This is a genomic window from Nonomuraea sp. NPDC050202, assembly GCF_040656115.1.
In the GTDB taxonomy this organism is placed as follows: domain Bacteria; phylum Actinomycetota; class Actinomycetes; order Streptosporangiales; family Streptosporangiaceae; genus Nonomuraea.
In genome coordinates, this window is record NZ_JBFALF010000018.1 from 82,299 (window position 1) to 102,910 (window position 20,612).

At 73.7% G+C, this 20,612-nt stretch carries 14 protein-coding genes and 1 pseudogene; 4 read left to right on the forward strand and 11 right to left on the reverse strand.

The window, feature by feature from the left end; all coding sequences use genetic code 11:
- Positions 1-23: 23 nt before the first annotated feature.
- The 3 genes and pseudogenes from AB0I79_RS36825 to AB0I79_RS36835 all read left to right on the forward strand — a co-directional run.
- Positions 24-167, forward strand: a pseudogene (locus AB0I79_RS36825) (winged helix-turn-helix domain-containing protein); the annotation flags it as partial.
- A 151-nt stretch (positions 168-318) separates the two neighbouring features.
- Positions 319-1,065, forward strand: coding sequence for a hypothetical protein (locus AB0I79_RS36830; protein ID WP_357883595.1), 747 nt, complete (start codon positions 319-321; stop codon positions 1,063-1,065).
- 144 nt (positions 1,066-1,209) lie between these two features.
- Positions 1,210-3,501 (forward strand): protein kinase, encoded by a 2,292-nt coding sequence (locus tag AB0I79_RS36835; protein WP_357883598.1) that lies wholly within the window; start codon positions 1,210-1,212, stop codon positions 3,499-3,501.
- A 27-nt stretch (positions 3,502-3,528) separates the two neighbouring features.
- Here AB0I79_RS36835 and AB0I79_RS36840 read toward each other — a convergent pair whose 3' ends face one another.
- From AB0I79_RS36840 to AB0I79_RS36885, 10 genes are all read right to left on the reverse strand, one after another.
- Positions 3,529-4,644 (reverse strand): hypothetical protein, encoded by a 1,116-nt coding sequence (locus tag AB0I79_RS36840; RefSeq protein WP_357883601.1) that lies wholly within the window; start codon positions 4,642-4,644, stop codon positions 3,529-3,531.
- A gap of 22 nt (positions 4,645-4,666) precedes the next feature.
- Positions 4,667-5,794, reverse strand: coding sequence for an ATP-binding protein (locus tag AB0I79_RS36845; protein WP_357883604.1), 1,128 nt, complete (start codon positions 5,792-5,794; stop codon positions 4,667-4,669).
- Between the two features lie 233 nt (positions 5,795-6,027).
- Positions 6,028-6,456: a hypothetical protein gene (locus AB0I79_RS36850; RefSeq protein WP_357883607.1), complete on the reverse strand. Its 429-nt coding sequence runs from the start codon at positions 6,454-6,456 to the stop codon at positions 6,028-6,030.
- Between the two features lie 283 nt (positions 6,457-6,739).
- Entirely contained in the window at positions 6,740-8,659 is a 1,920-nt protein-coding gene (locus AB0I79_RS36855; RefSeq protein ID WP_357883610.1) for a molybdopterin biosynthesis protein, read from the reverse strand.
- Positions 8,656-9,876, reverse strand: coding sequence for a gephyrin-like molybdotransferase Glp (gene glp, locus AB0I79_RS36860; RefSeq protein ID WP_357883613.1), 1,221 nt, complete (start codon positions 9,874-9,876; stop codon positions 8,656-8,658). The genes AB0I79_RS36855 and glp overlap by 4 nt, the downstream gene beginning before the upstream one ends.
- The gene (locus tag AB0I79_RS36865) at positions 9,873-11,618 is read right to left on the reverse strand and encodes an NAD(P)H-dependent oxidoreductase subunit E (protein ID WP_357883616.1); all 1,746 of its coding nucleotides are present in this window, start codon (positions 11,616-11,618) and stop codon (positions 9,873-9,875) included. The genes glp and AB0I79_RS36865 overlap by 4 nt, the downstream gene beginning before the upstream one ends.
- Positions 11,615-14,545 (reverse strand): formate dehydrogenase subunit alpha, encoded by a 2,931-nt coding sequence (gene fdhF, locus AB0I79_RS36870; protein ID WP_357883619.1) that lies wholly within the window; start codon positions 14,543-14,545, stop codon positions 11,615-11,617. Before fdhF ends, AB0I79_RS36865 begins: the two co-directional genes overlap by 4 nt.
- Positions 14,546-14,639: 94 nt before the next feature.
- On the reverse strand, positions 14,640-16,442 hold the full coding sequence (locus AB0I79_RS36875; protein ID WP_357883622.1) for an aldehyde ferredoxin oxidoreductase C-terminal domain-containing protein: 1,803 nt from the start codon (positions 16,440-16,442) through the stop codon (positions 14,640-14,642).
- Positions 16,443-16,472: 30 nt separating this feature from the next.
- Entirely contained in the window at positions 16,473-17,318 is an 846-nt protein-coding gene (locus AB0I79_RS36880; protein WP_357883625.1) for an NTP transferase domain-containing protein, read from the reverse strand.
- 83 nt (positions 17,319-17,401) lie between these two features.
- Positions 17,402-18,508 carry an FAD-dependent oxidoreductase gene (locus AB0I79_RS36885; protein ID WP_357883628.1) on the reverse strand — a complete coding sequence of 369 codons (1,107 nt, stop codon included), beginning with the start codon at positions 18,506-18,508 and terminating at the stop codon, positions 17,402-17,404.
- A gap of 209 nt (positions 18,509-18,717) precedes the next feature.
- On the opposite strand from AB0I79_RS36885, the gene AB0I79_RS36890 reads away from it, so the two are divergent.
- Positions 18,718-19,986 (forward strand): cytochrome P450, encoded by a 1,269-nt coding sequence (locus AB0I79_RS36890; RefSeq protein ID WP_357883631.1) that lies wholly within the window; start codon positions 18,718-18,720, stop codon positions 19,984-19,986.
- Between the two features lie 5 nt (positions 19,987-19,991).
- Here AB0I79_RS36890 and AB0I79_RS36895 read toward each other — a convergent pair whose 3' ends face one another.
- Entirely contained in the window at positions 19,992-20,609 is a 618-nt protein-coding gene (locus AB0I79_RS36895) for a TetR/AcrR family transcriptional regulator (RefSeq protein WP_357883634.1), read from the reverse strand.
- Positions 20,610-20,612: the final 3 nt, after the last annotated feature.

A 20,612-nucleotide genomic window follows, 5' to 3' on the forward strand; every position in this document is an offset into this window, starting at 1 on the left:
CTGTCCACGGGACGCCGAGGCTGATGCGCGCGATCAACGACCGCGCCGCGCTGCGCATCCTGCTGGAGAAAGGCCCGCTGACCCGGCCCGAGCTGAGCGAGCTGACCGGCCTGTCCAAGCCGACGGCGTTCCAGCTCCTGGCCCGGTTGCAGGAGGCGGGCCTGGTGGTCGGCGACGGCGTCCCGGCCACCACAGCAGGCCGCTGACCGCGTCCCGGCCACCACGGCGGGCGGCTGACCGCGTCCGCGATCGACGGGTCCGGCGGCGCGTACGTGGCCGTGCTCCGATCGTGATCCGCTTACGGCAAGATCACGGCTTGTGCAGAAGACGACGATCACGGCCCTGGTGGCCTGCGGCTGCCTGCTGGCGGCGGCCACACCCGCCCAGGCCGCCCCCAAGGACCCCGTACGCGCTCTCAAGAGCGAGCTCACCTCCGGGCGCGGCGTACGGTTCACCGAGACGACCGTGCTGTCGGGCGACGGCAAGACCAAGATCCAGAGCCGCAAGGGGACCTTCCAGTTCAACGCCAAGGGCGTGGCGGCCTCCGACATCACCGCCAACCCCGTGGGCCGCCCCCGCGAGCGTACGATCAGCGTCGGCAAGGTCAGCTACACCTCGGGCGGCATGTGGCAGGACCGCCTGCCGGAGGGCAAGTCCTGGGTCAGGAGCAACGCCCTGCTCGGCGGCGGCAGCGGCTTCTACGGCCAGGTGATCAACCCCGCCGAACCGAAGACCCTGGCCGCGCTGGTCAAGAAGGGCAAGCTGAGCGGGAGCACGCTCACCGGGAAGATCACCTTCAAGGAGCTGGAGAGGGTGTCGCGCTGGTTCGGCGCCTCGATCCCGCTGCGCATGCACGACGACACGAAGGTGTCCTACACGCTCACGCTGACCTCGGCCGGGCTGGTGAGCAGGGTGAAGTCGTCGTACGCGGCCACGGGCGTGTTCGACACCAACCAGTTCGAAGGAAAGACGATCACGATCGACAGCCGCTTCACCGGCTGGGGCGCCAAGGTGTCCATCAAGGCGCCGGACCCCGAGACGGTGACCACCGACGTGGGCGACTGACGGCCCCTCCCCCATCGCTCCGGCGGGTCGTCCCGCGCGGCGGCCGGAGGTGCGTCTCGACGGCCGCCGGCACCGCACGATCCCCGAAGACCGGCGAAGGGCTATCGTGTGGATCGCGCGTGGAAGCCCCGGGAAAGGAGCGGGATGCCGGAAATCCGCCCGCTCCGGCCGAGCGACCCCGAACGGGTCGGCCGCTGGCGGCTCATCGGCGTGCTCGGCTCCGGCGGCCAGGGGACGGTCTACAAGGCGGCGGGCGACGACGGGCGCGAGGCCGCCGTCAAGCTGCTGCACAGCCACCTGAGCGGCGACGACACCATCACCCGGGGCTTCCTGCGGGAGGCCGAGGCGGCGCGGCGGGTGGCGGCGTTCTGCACGGCGGCGGTGCTGGACGTCGGGACGGCCGGCGGTCAGCCGTACATCGTGAGCGAGTACATCGCGGGTGAGACGCTGCAGCAGGTCGTCCGGTCGGCGGGGCCGCGCGCGGGCGGGGCGCTGGACCGGCTGGCGATCTCCACGCTGACCGCGCTGGCCGCCATCCACCAGGCCGGCATCGTGCACCGGGACTTCAAGCCGGGCAACGTGCTGATGGGGCCCGAAGGGCCGATCGTCATCGACTTCGGCATCGCCAAGGCGCTGGACGCGACGACGATGACGTCCGGGGTGGTGGGGACGCCGACGTACATGTCACCTGAGCAGTTCGAGGGGTTGCGGGTGGGGCCGGCGTCGGACGTGTTCGGCTGGGCGGGGACCATGGTGTTCGCGGCCACGGGGCGGCCGCCCTTCCCCGGGGAGACGGTCCCGGCCATCCTGAACGCCGTGCTCACCGGCTCTCCCGAGCTGAGCGGGGTGCCCGCGCGGCTCGCGGAGGTGCTGCGGGACTGCTTCGCCAAGGATCCGGCGGCACGGCCGCTGCCCCTCGACCTGATGAAGCGGCTGACGAGCCGTCCTGGTGCGGCCGCCGCCGTACCGCCACCGCACCTGTGGGCCCCTGATCCTGGAGGGACGGCCTCGCCTCCGCCCGACCTCGCACCCACGGGCTCGGCAACCGCGCCGCCCGGTGCAGGCCAGCCCGCAGGCCACGCACCCGGTACAGGTCAGCCCGCGAGCGGCGCACCCGGTACAGGTCAGCCCGCGAGCGGCGCACCCGGTGCAGGTCAGCCCGCAGATGGCAGGCTTGGACCGGCGGCGCCCGGCGGCCCGGGGTACCCGGGCCACCCGGGCGTGGTGTCGCCGCAGCAGGCCGGGATGGGAAACGTCGAGACGTCACCGGGTGGCGGCGGGAAGCGGGTGAGCCGCCGGGCCGTGCTCAGCGCGGGGGCGGCGGCGCTGGCGACGGCGGCGGTGTCGGCGTTCGTCGCGCTCAGGCCGGACGGCGGCACCGGCCGGCAGGGCCTGACGCGGGACCAGCCGCCCTCACCCACCGCCTCCGCGTCGCCCTCTCCCGCGCGGACCCCGGCCGCCGAGCCGTTCGGGACGCTGATCGGGGAGCCGGTGCGGCTGCCCCCCGGTACAGGCACGCCCGCGGCGATGGCCACGAGCGGGTCCGGGGTGGCCTGCGGCACGAGCAACGGGTCCATCCTCATCTGGGATCTCTCCACGGCCACGAGCTCCGAGCCAGGCGACGGCGGTGCGGGCACGACGGCGGTCGCCTACGGGAGACGCGGCGGCACACCGGTGATCGTTTCCGGGCACACCGACGGCAGGATGCGGCTGTGGAGCCCGTCAGGCGAGAGCCTGGGCACGCGGAAGTCCGGCGATCCGATCGTCGCGGTGACGATCGCGGGCGGCCGGGTGGTCGCGGTGTCGCAGAAGTACGACAGCCTGCGAGACCTGCACGGCACCGTACGCCTGTGGGACGCCGGCACCGGCAGGCAGATCGGCCCCACGAGCACCGAGCACTTCCAGGGGATCAACGGCCTGGCCTTCGGCCGCCTGGACGGTGACGACGTGCTGGTGACGGGCGACGGCGCGAACCACGTACGGGTGCGCCGCCTGGCCACGGGCGCGGTGACGCACACGTACAAGACAGGTGAGGTCGGCGGCATCGAGCGGCTGGCGTGCGGCGAGCTGGACGGCAAGCCGGTGCTCGTCTCCACCCATCTGGACGCCACCCTGCGCGTGTACGACCTGGCGACGGGCAGGCGCAGGAAGAAGTGGCAGTTCAGCGACCGCAGCCCGGACGACCGGGGCGCCGCCGCGCTGGTGGCGGGCACGCTGGGCGGCGTGCCGGTCGCGGTCGTGGCGCACGCGCCGCACGGCGCGGACGCGTTCGTGGGGGTGCGGCGGCTGGACGACGGGGCGATCGTCGGCGAGTTCGGGCACGGCGCCGGTGGCGGGATCCGCCTGCTGGCCCTGGCCGAGCAGGCCGGGCGCCCCGTCGTGGTGACGGTGGGCGAGGACCGGCTGCTGCGGGCGTGGAGCCTCGGCCCGTCCTAGGGTACGTCCCCGCAGCGCGCGGCGCTGTCAGCCGGTGGGCTGCCACTGGGCCTCCACCCAGACCGTGTCGCCGTGGGCCAGCGCCTCGACGCGCACGCCCTCCGTGGCCGGCATCGGCACGTCGAGCTCGCCGCAGTCGGCGACCACGCTGACCGACACCAGCGCGTCGCTGCCCACGACCGTGACGCGCGCCCGGGTGGCCGAGGTGGCCAGGGCGGTGAGGACGGCCTCGGTGAGGTCCCGCCTGACCGCCAGCGGCGGCGTCGGCCACCGGCCGCGGGCGTCCAGCTCGACCACGACGCCCTTGCGGTCCGCCACGTCGATGCAGTGGCGCAGCTCGTGCAGCAGGGGGTTGTCAACCGTGTCGGACTCGGCGAACAGCCTGCGCATGCGGGCCGCCTCGATGGCGCAGCTCCGCTGGACCAGCGGGTCCTCCGGGCGGAGCGAGCCGTCGGCGAGGCCCTCCAGCAGCGGCACCGTGGTCGCCGACAGCTCGGCGAAGCGCTGCTGCCTGCGATGGTGCGACTCGGCGGCGACGGCTTCGGCGACGCGTACCCGCTCGATCTCCCTGCGCGCGGCCACCGCCGCCGCGCCGAGGCTGCGCAGCACGGTCGCCACCACCGCCACGCACAGCGGGAAGCCGACCACGGTCACCGACCCGGTGGCGAACCGGGCCAGCGCCCCGCGGCTGGCCCCTTCGAACACGAGCAGGTTGAACAGCGCGGTCAGCTCGTGGCCCAGCAGGAACAGCACCGCGGCACGCAGCGGGCGGTCCAGCACCACGACGAGGCCCGCCCAGTTGGCCGCGCCGAACATCCAGTCCGGGCCGGTCGAGGTGCGGCCGTCCGGCAGCGTGAGGTACGACAGCATGGACGCGCTGAGCACGACGGCGATGGCCACGCCGCGCAGCCGTCCCCACGACCGGTCGCGGACGAGCAGCACGGCCTCACCGATCAGCACGACGCCGACCGCCGCGAAGGCGGCGAACTGCGCGAGCGGCGTCTCGTAGGAGTCGAGGTGGCGCAGCAGGGTGGAGAGCCCGAGCCCGAACACGACCACCAGGGCGACGACCAGCGTCGCGACCCGCAGGCCGCGCCGCAGCTGCGCCCGCGCCGACTCCTCGACGGCGTCAGCGTCCCTCACGGCGGGATCCTTCACCATGGCGTCACCCATCGGCGGCGCGCCATTCGAGCCGGACCCGGGTCCCCTCGCCTGCGACGGAGGTGATCGTGGCCGTGCCGCCGACGCGCTCCATCCTGCCGCGGATGGACTCCCGCACCCCGCGCCGCGTCTCCGGCACCCCGTCCGGCGAGAACCCCCTCCCCCGGTCGGCGACCTCGACCCGGAGCGCCCCGGCGTCGCCGCTGAGCCGGACGGCCGCGCGGGTGGTGCCCGCATGGCGACGCACGTTGGCAAGGGCCTCACCCGCCGCGTCGGTGATCGCCCTGGCGACGCCGAACGGCAGGCGGAGCCGTTCGGGACCGTCGAAGTCCACGCTCAGGTGGGTGACGGCGAGATCGGCCCGCAGCAGGCCGACCAGGTCGGCCTCCTCGGGCGTCCGCCCGCCGCCTGCGCGCAGCTTGTCCAGGTCGCGCCGCGCCTGCGGGGCCAGCCAGCCGGCGTCGGAGCGCACCTGGCCCAGGCCCACCATCAGCAGGGTCGTCGCCGCCGTGTCGTGCAGCGAGTTGACCTGCTCGCGTTCCTCGGCGCGCACGGCCGCGGCCACCTCGGCCTCGCCGCGCGCCCGCAGGGCCTCCGCCGCCATCAGGTCGGCCCGTTTCGCCGCACGCCAGACAAGGATCCAGGCCGCTCTGGAGAGCGCGGCGGCCGGCAGCGCCCACACCGTCCCGGTGACCAGGCTGGCGTCCACCTCCCACGCGCCCGCCGCCAGCAGGAGCGCCACCGCCCCGCCTCCGGCGGCGATCGCGGCCATCGCGCCCACCACCAGCGAGGCGTACCACTGGTAGGTCACGCAGGCGAAGGTCACCAGCAGCCGCAGCCAGCCGGTGTTCCTGGCCTCCACGAGGTCGATCAAGAAGATGGTGCCGAACAGCCCCAGCAGGACGGCCACGTCGACGGCGACGAGCACGTTCCCCCGGCCCGCCCGCAGCCACCACGCGAACCCGCAGGTCCACAGCGCCGCCAGGCCGGCCACGACCACGGTGCCGGCCAGTTGCTCGTCCGGGGCCCGGAACAGGGCGATGGCGCAGCTCGGCACCAGAGTCGCCAGGCGCACCGCAGCGGCGTACCTGCGGCCGAAACGCACCAGCAGCCCCGCGGCCTCCCCTGCCAACCGCCACCTCTCGAAGCGCTCACGCCCTTGCCGTCACGGCAGCCTAACGTCTCCCCCACCAGGGAAGGCCACGACTTAGGAGAATTTGTCGGGCATTCGCCTGACATACCGGCGAGGTCGCGGGTCGAGCAGGCTCGCGCGGGTCCAGGCCCGGAGCAACCCTGCAAATATCCCGGAGCGGGTCCAAATCCGGAGCAACCCTGCGAGATCCCGCAGCGGATCCTGGCCGGGAGCTACTCTCCGAGGTCCCGCAGCGAGCCCTGCTCGTGGTCGCTCGTGCGGCGGGCGGCCCGCCGCTGGCCGTGGCGCGAGTGGATTAACCGGTCCGTCCCGGGCCGGTGCACGAAGTCGTTGATCGAGCGAAGGTTGAGCTGTCTGCCGGTGTTCTGCCCGGGCCCGTTGGCGGTGGCCTCCTTGGGTGCGTGACCGTCGAACGCGATCTCCAGGCGCCAGCCGTCACGCTGCAGGATGACTACGGGGCCGGAGGATCGCGGGACGGTCTGCACGTCCCAGCCTTGTCGGTGTGCCCGGTGGGCAAGTGCGCGCGGATTCACCGAGTCGTACTCCTTGTGTCGAACGGGGGTGGTCCAGCGGAATTCGGCCTGCGGGGTGTCACGGGACGGGTGCGGTAGGTAGGCGGTCGACAGATCCCTTCTATCCAAGGGACGGTCGTAAGTCCGGTTCGGGTTCCATGACGCGCCTTTCTGAGCGTCGCCATCCCGGCCGCGAATCTCTGAACGTGCGATCCAGACGGGCCGCTCGGCCGCCCTCGGCACGAGCCTGGGCTACCGTTCGGGCGGCTCCGGCCCCGCGGTCGCGCTGCCGCACGGCGCGCTGCCGCACGGCGTGGTGCCGCACGGCATGGTGCCGCACGGCGTGGCCCTGCCGTTCCTGGCCGGGGCGTTGGAGCCGCACCGGCGGCCAGGACGCGGCGACGTCAACGGGTCAGCGGATCCGGCGCCCCGTCTCGGCGCAGGAGTAGCCGCCCAGCGCCTCCACCTCGGCGCGGAAGCCGGGCTGTTCCAGGAGCGCCCACAGCGGAGCCAGCAGCTCCTCGGCCTGCGTTCCGGTACGCAGCACCAGGTCGTACGGCTCCTGCGCCACCGGCACGAAGTCGAGCCCGAAGGCGCGGGCGGCGGCGAGGATGCCCAGGCCGCAGTCCGCCCGCCCGGCGGCCACTGCCGCGGCGACCGCCAGGTGGGTGTGCTCCTCGCGGGAGTAGCCCGGCACCTCGGCGGGGTCGATGCCGTGGCCGGCCAGCTCGTGGTCCAGCAGCGCCCGCGTGCCGGCGCCGCGCTGACGGTTCACGTAGCGCAGGCCGGGATGGGTCAGGTCCTTGATGCCGGTCAGGCCGAGCGGGTTGCCGGGGGCGACGATGAGGCCCTGGTCCCGGTGGACGAGCCTGATCACGGCGAGGTCGGCGTCCGCGCCCATCAGCCGGTCCACGTAGGGCAGCGTGTACTCGCCGGTGGCGGGGTCCAGCAGGTGGGAGCCGGCCAGGTGGCACAGGCCGTCGCGCAGCGCCACGAGGCCGCCGAGCGAGCCGACGTTCGACGAGGCCAGGGTGACGAGCGGGTCGGCGGCGCGCAGGGCGGAGGCCGCCAGGTCGAGCACCAGGTCGTGCGAGCCGATGGCGACGATGGTCCGGCCGATCTCCGACAGGCCGCGCAGCAGCTCGACCCGGACCTGCTCCCCGGCGTGGTGGCCCTCCACCCCCGCGGGGACGACGAGCAGGCCGTCGGCGCGGACCAGCGAGGTGAGCACGCCGGCGCCGCGGGGCAGCGGGGTGGCGACGAGCCGGTCCCGCACCCGGCCCAGGCGCACGCGTACCCAGTCGTCCATGCCGAGGGCGGACGGCAGCTTCCTGGCCAGGTGCGCGGTGGCCGCCGGGCGTTCGCGCGGCGCGGCGCCCTCCAGCTCGGCGAGCATCGGGGCCGCGAAGATGTCGAACGTCAGCGCCGCCGACACCGGGTACCCGGGCACGCCGATCACGGGCGTCCGCGCGACCGCGCCGAGCACGACGGGATGGCCGGGCCGCACGGCGACCCCGTGGACCGCGACGACGCCGGCCTCGGCGACCACGCGGGCGGTGTAGTCGTCCCGGCCGGCGCTGGAGCCGGCGATGAGCAGGACCAGATCGGCGTCGCGGGTGGCCGCCGCGAGCGCCGCGGCGAGGGCCTCGGGGTCGTCGGGGACGATCTCCGTCACCCGGGCCTCGCAGCCGGCCTCCCGCGCCTGCGCGGCCAGCATCAGCGAGTTCGTGTCGAGGATGTCGCCGGGGGCGAGGTCGGCGCCGATCGGGCGGATCTCGTCGCCGGTCGGCACGATCACCACGCGCGGCGCGCGCCGCAGGCCGAGCTCGGCGACTCCCGCCGCGGCGCAGGCCGCGACGTCGACGGGGCGCAGCCGGTGGCCCTCGGGCAGCAGCAGCTCGCCGGCGCTGATGTCCTCCCCGATGGAGCGGACGTGCTGGTAGGGCGGGACGGCCGCGCGGAGCTCGGCCTCGCCTGCCGCGGTGCGGTGCACGTGCTCCCGCATGACCACGGCGTCGTACCCGTCGGGCAGCGGGTCGCCGGTGTCCACGACGGCGAAGTCGCCGGGGGCCAGGAGCACCGGGCTGGTCTCGGCCGCGCCGACGGTGTCGGCGGCGCGTACGGCGATGCCGTCCATGGCCGCGGAGTCGAAGGCGGGCGAGGACCGCACGGCCCAGACGGGCTCGGCCGTGACCCGCCCCACGGCGGCGGCGACCGGCGCCCGGAGCAGGCCGACCCGGGCGGGGCAGCCCGCCGCGGCGCGCGCCTCGCGCCAGACGGCGAGGGCCTGCGCCGCAGGGACGTCGGAGACAAAAGGACTATCTGCGCTCATCGGTACAGGACGACCTCTACTTCGGTGCCCGCGTCCAGCCCGGTGGCCGGTTCCGGCACGATCACGTAGCCGTCGGCGCGGGTCAGCACCGACAGCAGCGCCGACGGGCCGAAGATCGGCTCGGCCAGGCCGTCCCGCACGACGACCTGGACCACGTCGAGGCGGCCCGCCGCCGAGGCCAGGTCGCGTGACAGCCGCGCGCGCGTGCTCGGCTGCGGCGGCGGGGTCCGGCAACCGGCCAGGCGCCACAGCAGCGGCACGCCCACCTGCCCGAAGACGACCAGCGCCGACAGGGGGTTGCCGGGCAGCCCGATGAGCGGGATGCCCGAGCACTCGGCCAGCAGCGTGGGCTTGCCCGGCTTGATGGCGATCCCGTGGCACCAGACCTCGCCGACGGCGGCCACCGCGCCCGCCGTCTCGTCCCTCGTGCCGACGGACGAGCCCGCCGACACGACGACCAGGTCGGATTCGGGCAGCAGCGCGGTCAGCCGGTCCTTGAGCGCGCCGGGCTCGTCCGGGACGATGCCGGCGATCACCGGCTCGCCGCCCGCGTCGGCGACCAGCCCCGCCAGCGCGGAGGCGGTGGCGTCGCGTACCTGCCCGGGACCGAGCCGCGCGGTGCCGGGCGGCACCACCTCGTCGCCGGTGGAGACGATCGCCACCCGGGGGCGGCGGTGCACTTCGACCTCGGTCACGCCCGCGGCGGCGAGGAAGCCGAGGTCGGGGGCGCGCAGCGGCCGGCCGCCCGGCGCCAGCACGCCGCCCTGCGCGACGTCCTCGTCGGCACGGACGATGCCGCCGCCCGGCGCGACGGGCCGGGTCACCTCGATCGTGCCCGGCATCGTCTCTGCGGTGTACTCCACCATGACGACAGCGTCGGCGCCGGGCGGGAGCACGCCTCCGGTCGGCATGGCGACGCATCCGCCGGCCCGGACCGCCACGTCGGGTTCGGCGCCCATGCGTACCGCGCCGAGCAGGTCGAGGTAGGACGGGAGGGCGTCGGAGGCGCCGTAGGTGTCCATCGCGCGGACCGCGAAGCCGTCCACGGTGGACCGGGCGAAGCCGGGCAGGGCGGCGGGCGCGGTGATGTCGGCGGCGGGCACCCGGTGCAGCGCCTCGGACAGCGGGACACGTTCGGTCGGCGTGCGGTGCGCGGGCCGGAATCCGGCGCGGACCTCGGCGAGGGTCCGCGCCGTGAAGAACTCTCTGCCGCTCAACGGTCCGGCTGCTCCTTCGATCCTTCGGGGCGGGGCTGCGGGCGGGCCGCCGCGGCGCCCTTGTTCAGCCCGAGCACCGACACCACCGGCCCGAGCGCCACCTGCCCGAGCCCGCAGATGGAAGTCTTGCGCATGGTCTCCTCGAGCTGAAGGATCCGGCCCTGCTGCGTGTCGTCGAGGGTGGCGGACCCGGAGTCCAGCACCCCGCGCAGCACCTCGTGGGCCTTGGTCGAGCCGACCCGGCAGGGCACGCACTTGCCGCACGACTCGTTGCGGAAGAAGCGCAGCACGTTGGTGGCGGCGGCCAGCAGGTCGGTGCCCTCGGCGAGCACCACCAGGGCGCCGGAGCCGAGCATGGTCCCGGCCTCGGCGAGCGGGCCGAAGTCCAGCGGCAGGTCCAGCTGGTCGGGGCCGATGAAGTTGGACGAGGCGCCGCCCGGCTGCACGGCGCCGATCCGGGCGCCGCCGAGCACGCCGCCGGCCAGGTCGATCAGGGCGCGCACCGTGGTGCCCATGGGCACGCAGTACACGCCGGGGTTCTCGACGTGCCCGGAGACGGCGAAGAACTTCCAGCCTGCGCTGTCGCCCTCGCCCTGCCCGGCCCACCATTCGGCGCCGCGTTGCAGGATCACCGGCACGTCGGCGAAGGTCTCCACCGAGTTGATCAGCGTGGGGCGGCCGTGCAGGCCGTAGTTCCCGGGGAAGGGCGGCTTGTTGCGCGGCTCGCCGCGGTGGCCCTCCATGCACTCCAGCAGCGCGGTCTCCTCGCCGAGGATGTAGCCGCCCGGCGAGACGAAGATGTCGACGTCGAGGCGGCGGCCGCTGCCGCAGGCGTCCTCGCCGATCACGCCGGCCTCGCGCAGCGCCGCGAGCTCCGCGCGCAGCACGCGCTCCTCGGGGCCGTACTCGTGCCGGATGAAGATCCAGCCCTGCTCGGCGCCGACCACGGCCATGCCGAGCAGGAGGCCCTCGATCACCAGGTGCGGCTGGTCGGTCAGGATCTGCCGGTCCTTGAACGTGCCGGGCTCGGACTCGTCGGCGTTGCAGATCGCGTACTTGACGCCGCCCGGCTCGGTGGCGGCGACCAGGCCCCACTTCCGGCCCGTGGGGAACCCGGCACCGCCCATGCCGCGCAGCCCGGACGCCTCCAGCGTGGCCACCACGCTCTCGGCGCTCATCCGGCCGGCCAGCAACGCGCGCAGGCTCGCGTACCGGGCCCTGACGTCCGAGCCGGCCGGGTACGGGTCGTTCGGCCAGGGTTCGGCGCGTCCCGTCACGGTGGCCTCGGCCAGCTCCTCCTCCCGGGCGGCGGCCACGAGCGCGTCGAGGCCGGCGACCGGCGCCGGGTGCTCGTTGACGGCCAGGGCCGGGGCGCTGTCGCAGCGGCCCAGGCAGGACACCTCGGTGAGCTCGATCTCGGTGTCGTCGCCGTACCGGGCGCGGACCTCGGCGATGCGGTCGTCGGCCGAGCGCAGCCAGCACGACAGGTCGTGGCACACGCTGACGCTCACCTTGGCGGGCGGCGTCGTGCGGAAGTGCGGGTAGAACGAGATGAGCCCCTCGATCTCGTACAGCGGGCGCCGCATGGTGCGGCCCAGCTCCTCGAGCTCCTCCCGCGGCAGCCAGCCCACCCGCGCCTGGATGGCGTTGAGCGCCGGGATCAGCGACGGGCCGGGGAACTTGCCGGCTCGCGCCTCGACACCTGGAACCCGGCCGCGTCCCACATCGAAACTCAGGGTCATTCGGACACACTCCACGTGGGCTCGGCGCTCAGCGCCTCGACCTGGATCGCACAGAACTTGAACTCGGGGATCTTGCCGTAGGGGTCGATCTCGTCGATGGTCAGCAGGTTCGCCGCCGCCTCCCGGAAGTGGAACGGGATGAAGCAGTTGCCGAGCTGCTCGCGGTGGGAGATGCGGACCTGCAGCTCGATGGCGCCGCGCCGGGAGCGCACCCGGACCGGCTGGCCGTGCGACAGGCCGCGGTCGGCGGCGTCCTTGGGGTGCATGTACACCTCGGCGACCGGGGAGATCGTGTCCAGCGCGTACGACCGCCGCGTCATCGACCCGGTGTGCCAGTGTTCGAGCAGCCTGCCGGTGTTGAGCACCAGCGGGTACTCGGCGTCCGGCAGCTCCTTGGCCGGCAGCCACTGCGCGGGGACGAGGTGGGCGAGGCCGTCGTCGGTGTTGAACCGCTCGTCGAACAGGACCACGGTCCCGTCGGAGTGCTCGGGGTCGGCGTTGGGGTAGAGCTTCCCGGTCAGCCCCAGGTTGTCGTGGCGCAGGTTCGCGTACGACGGCATGAGCTCGACCATCTCGTCGAACACCTCGCTGGGCGAGGCGTACGACCAGTCCAGCCCGATCCGCCGGGCGAGGTCCTGGATGATCTCCCAGTCGACCCGGGCCTGGCCCGGCGGGTCCATCACCTTGCGGCCGAGTTGCACGCGCCGGTCGGTGTTGGTGTAGGTGCCGTCCTTCTCCAGGTACGACGACGCCGGGAGGATGACGTCGGCGAACTCGGCGGTCTCGGTCAGGAAGATGTCCTGCACGACCAGGAAGTCAAGCTGCGAGAGCGCCTTGCGCACCTTGTTGATGTTGGGGTCGGACAGGAACGGGTTCTCGCCGAGCATGTACATGCCGCGCACGCCGCCCGGCTTCAGCACCGACCCGATGATCTCGGTGACGGTGAGCCCGCGGTCGGGGTCGAGCTCGGTGCCCCAGGCCTGCTCGAACCGCCTGCGGGTGGCCTCCCGGTCGACGCCCTGGTAGTCGGGGTAGAACATGGGGATCAGCCCGGCGTCGGAGGCGCCCTGCACGTTGTTCTGCCCGCGCAGCGGGTGCAGGCCCGTGCCCGGCCTGCCCACGTTGCCGGTGATCGAGCAGAGCGCGATCAGGCAGCGGGCGTTGTCGGTGCCGGTGGTGTGCTGGGAGATGCCCATGCCCCAGTAGATGACGCCGGCCTTGGCCTCGCCCCAGACCCGCGCGACCTGGCGGATCAGGTCGGCGTCCACGCCGGTGATCTGGGCGGCGCGCTCGGGCGGGTAGTCGTTGACCGTGCGCACCAGCTCCTCGAAGCCGGAGACGCGGGCCTTGATGAACTCCCTGTCGATCAGGCCGAGCCGGATCACCTCGTGCATGATCGCGTTGTAGAACGCCACGTCGGTGCCGGGCTTGACCTGGCAGTAGTAGTCGGCGTGCTCGGCCACGGTGCTGGCGCGCGGATCGACATAGACGATCTTCGTGCCGCGGCGGCGGGCCTGCTTGAAGAAGGAGCTGGCGACGGGGTGGTTCGCCGTCGGGTTCGAGCCGGTGATGATCACGACCTCGGCGTTGGCGACGTCGCCGTACGTGGTCGAGACGGCGCCGGAGCCGACGCCCTCGAACAGCGCGGCCACCGACGAGGCGTGGCACAGCCGGGTGCAGTGGTCGACGTTGTTGGTGCCGAATCCGGCCCTGATCAGCTTCTGGAAGAGGTAGGCCTCCTCGTTGGAGCACTTCGCGGAGCCGAAACCGGCGATGGCGCCGGGGCCCAGCTCCGCGTGGATCTCCTTCAGCCGCCGGGCGACGAGGTCGAGCGCCTCCTCCCAGGTGGCCTCGCGGAAGTGCGGCAGCACCTCGTCGTAGTCGACGAGCCCGCCGGGCTTGCGCCGGCCGTCCTTGCCGTTCTTGCTCAGCCTGGCGCCGCGGTCGCCGCCGCCCGCGCGTCCCCTGCCGTTGCCGGTGTCGCCGCGCACGTCGGCCGACAGCGGGCCTTTGGGGTAGGACGATTCCTTCCTGATCAGGGGCATGGTCAGGCGTTGCGGGGAGGCCGCGTAGTCCCAGCCGTACCGGCCCTTGACGCACAGCCGGCTCTTCGAGCCCGGCTGCTCGCGCCCCTCGGCGAAGGCGATCGCGCCGCGCGACCGGTCGACGTAGTAGGTGAGGGCGCAGCCGACGCCGCAGTACGGGCACACGGTGTCGACCGCGTCCAGCTCCTCGCGGGGCCGGATGGGGACGTCGTTGATCGCCTTGTTGGTCAGGGCACCGGTGGGGCAGGCCTGCACGCACTCGCCGCAGGTCACGCAGGAGCTGGCGCCCATCGGGTCGTCGAGGTCGAAGGCGATCCTGGTCGAGTAGCCCTTGCCGGAGCGGCCGATGACGTCGTTGCCCTGGATGTCGTCGCACGCGCGGACGCAGCGGTCGCACAGGATGCACGCGTCGTGGTTCACCGCGATCACCGGGTTGGAGATGTCCAGGCCGCGCCCCGAGCCGCACGGCAGGTCCGTCGTCTCCTTGGCCACGTCGAACCGGTCGGCGAGGTCGAGGAGCAGGTTGTCGCCGGTGGTGGTCTGCTTCGGGTCCTCCGCGCGCGCCGGCTGGTCGGACAGCAGCAGCTCGGTCAGCATGGCGCGGTTGCGCTCCACCTCCAGCGTGCTGGTCTTGACCTGCATGCCCTCCTCGCAGGGGCGCACGCAGGCGGCGGCGAAGGCCCGCCCGCCGGTGTCCACCACGCACATGCGGCACACCCCGACGGGGTCGTAACGCTCGTTGTGGCACAACACCGGAATGTCGATGTCCAGCAGTTTCGCGGCATCGTAAATGCTGGTGCCTTCCGGCACGGTCACGGCACGGCCGTCGATCTCGACGGTCACGGTCCGTACAGCGGTCGCCGGCTCCTCGAGCGTCGTCATCTCAACTCCAAGCTGGCATACAGAATACGGCATACACCATGCGAGCAATCTACCCTCACGTGCGTCCGGTCTTCTACCCCCTACCCGCGATCTTCTACCCGTTCAGCAGGAGATCCGGGAGGTCAGCCGCCGCGACGCGCCCCTCGGCGTCCAGGCCGCGCGCGGCGTAGTAGCCGGCGACCATCGCCCGCAGGCGGCCCGCGTCCAGCGCCGCGCGGCGGCCGGAGCCGAGCTCCAGCGGCGTTTCCAGCATGCGCGCCGGCAGCGTGTCGTCGGCCGCGGTGGCGCCCTCGCGCAGGTTGTACGCGCGCTTGGCCCGGACGATCCGCCTGGCGGTCTCCCGCAGCTCGGTGGCGTCCAGCCGCCATCCGGTGACCAGCGCGAGCAGCGCGGCCCACTCCGCGAAGGGGTCGTCGAAGACGCCGCGCAGGAACTTGCAGAGGATCATCGAGTCCATGACCGCGGCGCGGTCCTCGGTGTCGACGGCGGCCGCGACGTGGGCCGCGCCGCCGGCCAGCCGGTCGAGCTCGCCCGACAGGTCGGCCTCGTAGGCACCGGACCGGTTGTGATCGGCTCCCCTGGCGTTCACCGCGAGGCCGAGCGCCATGGCCTGGAGGCTGCGCGGCTCGTAACCGGGCAGCTCCAGGCCCTTGACCTGCGGAGCGAAGTCGATCGAGGAGTGCCCCAGCACGCCGGCCGCGTGGCGCGAGCCCTGCGCGAGCAGCTCGCCCAGGCCCGGCGAGCGCTCCCCGATCGCGTCCAGCGCGCGCAGCAGGGCCGCGCCGTCGCCGAACCGCAGCCACGGCTCGTCGAGCAGGCCGCGTTCGACGCACTCCATGGCCCACGCGATCGTGCCGCCCGCCGAGATGGTGTCGATGCCCAGCTCGTCGCAGCGGGCGCTGGCGGCGAACACCTCGTCGGGGTCGGACACGCCGCACAGGGGGCCGAGCGCGAAGACGTTCTCGTACTCCATCCGCTGCTTGCCGCCGCCCTTGCGCGAGTAGATGTGCTCGCAGCCGATGGAGCAGGACGCGCAGCTGTTGCGCGCCACCCCGCGCAGCTCGTGCAGCTCCTCGGCGGCCAGCCGGGGCGCGCCCTCGAACGTGGCGGCGGTGAAGTTGCGGGTGGGCAGGGTGCTGACGGCGTTGAACGCCAGGAGGTTGGCCAGCGTGCCCAGCTCCCGGTACTTCGCGGTGGCCGGGCCGAAGCTGCGCCGGCGCAGGTCGCGGGCGGCGGCGAGCACCCCGGCCTGGTCCGCCACCGACACCTTGGTCGCCGCCCTGACCAGCACGGCCTTGAGGTTCTTGGCGCCCATCACGGCGCCCAGGCCGCCCCGGCCGGCGTGGCGGCCGTCATGGCTGATGGTCGCGTACCGCACCTGGCGCTCGCCCGCCGGGCCGATGGCCGCGGTGCGCCAGGCGCGGCCGAACCGCGCCCGCGCCGCGCGCTCCGCCTCGGCCGCGGGCAGCCCGGCGAGCTCCGGCGCCGCTTCGAGCCGCACGCCGTCGCCGTCGATCAGCAGCACCGACAGCTCGTCGGCCCGGCCGCGGATCACGATCGCGTCGTGACCGGTCAGCTTGCCGGCGATGGCGAACTGGCTGGAGGCCAGGGCGTCGGTCAGCAGGCCGGTCAGCGGGGACTTGGCCACCACCGCGAACTTCGCGCTGGTGGTCAGCGGGGTGCCGACCAGCGAGGAGAAGACGAAGGCCAGCGGCGCCGCCGGAGCGAGCGGATCGACCCCGGCGGGCGCCAGCCGATGCAGCAGCCACGTGCCGAGGCCCACCCCCCCGAGGTAGGCGCGCAGCACCCGCTCGTCCAGCTCGTAGGGGACACCGCTCGCCGTACTGCCCGCGACGTCCACCAGCAACGCCCGTCCGAAGAACCCGCCAGGAGCCATGCCCCCGACTCTACGACGGAGCGGGACCTCTCAGCCGCCGGCGTCCGCCGAGAGGAAGGCGACGGTGTCCCCGGCCGCCAGGGGCAGGGCCGTGTCGCGGGTGACCTGGTCGCCGTTGAGCGCGGCCACCACGTGCCGGTCCAGCGCCAGCCCCACCGCGGCGGCCGCGGCTCCCAGCGTGGCGGCCCGGACGGCGTGCGGCCGGTGGCCGCCGTTCCTGGCGAGCGCGCCGAAACGCTCCACCACGACCTCCGGCGGCTGCCGGCCCCTGGCCTCCGCGTAGTCCTCCGGGGAGTTGACGTTCACCACGGACTCCAGCGCCGGGTCGTGCCGGGCGAGCTGCGCGTCCGCCAGCAGCTCCGCATCGCTGAGCTGGGTCACCTCGCAGTGCTTGAACAGCATGCCCGGCCGCAGGTCCCCCTCGGCCAGCAGGTCCGCGACCAGCCCGGCCAGGGCGGTCCGGTAGCCGGCGGCCAGCGGCTGCCGGAAGCCCCTGGCCACCGGCAGCGCGACGTCCGTGCCGGGGGTCAGCGCGCGCAGGACCCGCCGTACGAAGGCCGGGTGCAGGAACGGCATGTCGGTGGAGCACACGAACGCCGTCTCGGCCCGGTCGGCCACCGCCGCGAGCCCCACGGCCAGCCCCTGCATGGGCCCCAGCCCCTCGACGGGGTCCTCGGCCACCGAGACCCCCGAGGGCAACGGGGGCAGCTCCTGCCCGGGCGCGGCGACCACGACGACCGGGCCGTCGACCGTCCTGGCGAGGACCGCGGCGGCCCGGTAGAGCAGTGTCGAGCCGTGCCATTCCAGCCAGGCCTTCGGCCGTCCCATCCGGGTGGAGCGCCCACCCGCGAGCACCACGCCCGCAGCAGTCTGCATGCCCGCATGCTAGGCCACGCCGCCGATCGCGCACACGAGGCCCCACCGCGGGCGGCCTCCGGGCCACGATCGCGCCGCCCGGGTCAGGCCCGGTCGGCGGCGTCGAAGTGCCCGGTGCTGTGCTCGACCAGCATCGCCCGGCCCTTGATCTCGGCCGTGGCCTCGGCGCCGATGACGCCCTGCCCGGGGAGCTGGCCCGCGCCGCCGTCGGGGCCGAGCGGCACGAGGATCAGCGCGGGGCGGCGCTCGTAGGCCACCATGTCGCCCTCGCCCGTGATCTGCGCGCGCAGGTTCGCGGCCAGCAGCTCGCCCTGCTGCCCGGCGAACCCGGCCATGTTCCGGTCGGCGTCGGAGATGTCGCCGATGGCGAAGACCCGCTCCTGCCCGAGCACCCGCAGGGAAGAGTCGACCCTGACGTATCCCTGCCCGTCCCGGGCCTCGGCGAGCTCTCCGCGCAGGTAGTCGGTGCGGGGCACGACCCCGAAGCAGCGGAACCAGACGTCGGCGGTCAGCTTCTCGCCCGCCTCCGTCGCGATCGCGATCGGGGCCGCCGTGGCAGGCGGCGCGCCGGGCAGTTCCCGCAGCGGGCTGCCGAGTTTGAGCTCGACGCCGAGCTCGTCGAGCTGCCTGCGCAGCTCGTCGCGCAGCTCCTGCTCGAACGGTCCCGGCAGGATGTCGGGGGCGACGTCGGCGAGCGTGACGTGCTTGCCGGGGAACGCGGCCTTGATCTCCCCCGCCAGCTCCAGCCCCACGGGACCCGCGCCGACCAGGAGCACCCGCTCGGCACCGGCCAGCGCCTCGTGCGCGGCGCGCGCCTCGGCCTTGGCGAGCTCGGCGTCCGGCTTGCCGGCCTTGGCCGGGAACGGGTACGCCGAGCCCGTCGCCAGCACCAGGTAGTCCGGCTCCAGCGTGGCACCGGAGGCGAGCGTCACCCGCGTGCCGTCCACGGCCACGGCGCGGTCGCGCACGAAACGCCCGTGCGTGAGCAGCCGCCGGTAGGGCACGAAGATCCGGTCCAGCCACTCCGGCTCGACCAGCGCCCGCCACGCGGCCACGTTGTGCATGAACGCGTCGGACGGATCGACCAGGGTCACCTCCGCCACGTCGTCGAGCAGCCTGGCCACCCTCGAGCCGCCGTATCCGCCGCCCAGCACCACGACGCTGGGACGCACGCGCGCATTCTCACCCATCACAGTCTCCCTGCTAGTCATCGAGATGCGCCTAGGATATTCATGTCTACTAGTAAATTCAAAGTGACCTTGTTTCTACTAGTTCTGAGGCGTGGCACATCCGGCCGGGAGCGCCTTCGCTTGAGAATCGGTTGCGTATCTTATTTCGGTGATCTACGGTGTCCTTCGTTAGATACGGGTCCGTACCCTAAGAGATCGAGGACACCCTGATGACCGACAGCAGCCCCACCGGGAAGTCCGCGGGCGTGAGCACCGCCGGGATGCGGCGGATCCTGCCGCCGGACGTGGTGGAGCGGGGCCGCAACCCGTTCGACCCGCCGCCCGGCCTGCGGGGAGGCAGCCCGGTCCGGCCGCTGGATCTGCTGAACGGCGCCAGGGCGTGGCTGGTGACCGGGTTCGAGGAGGCCCGTACGGTGCTGTCGGACGCGCGGTTCAGCGCCGACAAGCTGCGCCATCACGACGCCACGTCGCCGCGGCCCCCACAGACGCAGACGCAGGCGCAGGCGCAGGCGCAGGTGGCGGAGCGCGAGGACGGGGCCTTCGTCTTCATGGATCCGCCGGAGCACACCCGGTTGCGGCGGGCGCTGACGGGCCAGTTCACGGTGCGGCGGATGCGGCAGCTCGAGTCGCGGGTGCGGGAGATCGCGGTCGAGCACATCGAGGCGATGCGGGCGGCGGGCACGCATGCCGACCTGGTGCCGGCGTTCGCGTTGCCGCTCCCGTCGCTGGTCATCTGCGAGCTGCTGGGCGTGGACTACGCCGACCGCGCGGAGTTCCAGGAGCGCACGGCGGTCGGGCTGAGCGCGAGCTCCGCCCCGCAGGAGCAGGCCGCGGCGCGCGCCGAGCTGCACGCGTTCATGAGGCGGCTGGTGTCGGCCAAGCGCTCGGACCCCGCCGACGACCTGCTGTCAGGGCTCGTCCACGACGCCGACCCGCCCCTGACGGACGCGCAGCTCGTCGATGTCGCCCTCCTCCTGCTCACGGCGGGCCACGAGACCACGGCGAACATGCTGGGCCTGGGGACGTTCGCGCTGCTGGAGCATCCCGGCCAGCTCGCGGCGCTGCGGGCGGAGCCGGGCCTGATCGACGGCGCGGTGGAGGAGCTGCTGCGGTTCCTGTCGATCATCCAGCTCGGGGTCAGCCGGGTCGCCACGGAGCCGGTGACGCTGGGCGGGGTGGACCTGCCGGCCGGCGCGACCGTCGTGATCGCCACGCCCGAGGTGAACCGGGACCCGAGGCACTGGCCCGACCCCGACGTGCTCGACGTGCGCCGCGCGCGCACGCCGCACCTGGCCTTCGGGCACGGCGTGCACCAGTGCCTGGGCCAGCAGCTCGCCCGGATCGAGCTGCGGATCGGGCTGGGCGAGCTGCTCTCCCGCCTGCCGGGCCTGCGCCTGGCGGTGCCGGCCGAGCAGGTGCCGGTACGCGACGAGATGCTGGTCTTCGGCGTGCGCTCGCTGCCGGTCACCTGGTCCTGAGCCGGTCAGCCCGCCGTCAGGTAGCGGGTGAACATCGCGACGAGCTCGTCCTCCAGGCGCTTCAGGTCGACGGGCTCGTGCTCGGCGACGACCTGGTGGACGACCAGCTCGATCGTGGCGTTGATGATCCGGGCGGCGGTGTGCACGTCCTGGACCCGCACCTCGGGGTAGCTGCGCAGCAGCTCGCGGGTGCGGGCGGTGCGCTCCTCCGTGTACCGGTGGACCTTGTCCAGCAGCTCCTGCGAGCGCGGCGTCCTCTCCAGCATGACCCGCAGCAGTTGCGGGTCCTCCAGGTGGTTGGCGATGGAGGCCTGGACGAAGGCGCGCATGACGCCCTCGACGGTGCCGGGCGGCTCTCCGGCCTGGCGGCGGTCGGCCTCGGCGGCGCCGCTCTCGAGGTGCCCGGCCGTCAGCTCCAGCAGGATCGCGTCCTTGTTCGGGTAGTACTGATACAACGATCCGATCGACACGCCGGCCCGCTCGGCGATCCGGTTGGTGGTGCCGGCGGCGTAGCCGTACTCGGCGAAAACCTGAGCAGCGGCCCTGAGGATGCGCCGGCGGGTGAGCTCGGCGCGGACCTGGCGGGGCTGTTTGCGCGGGTGGATCCGTGGGTCCCTCGGCACCGC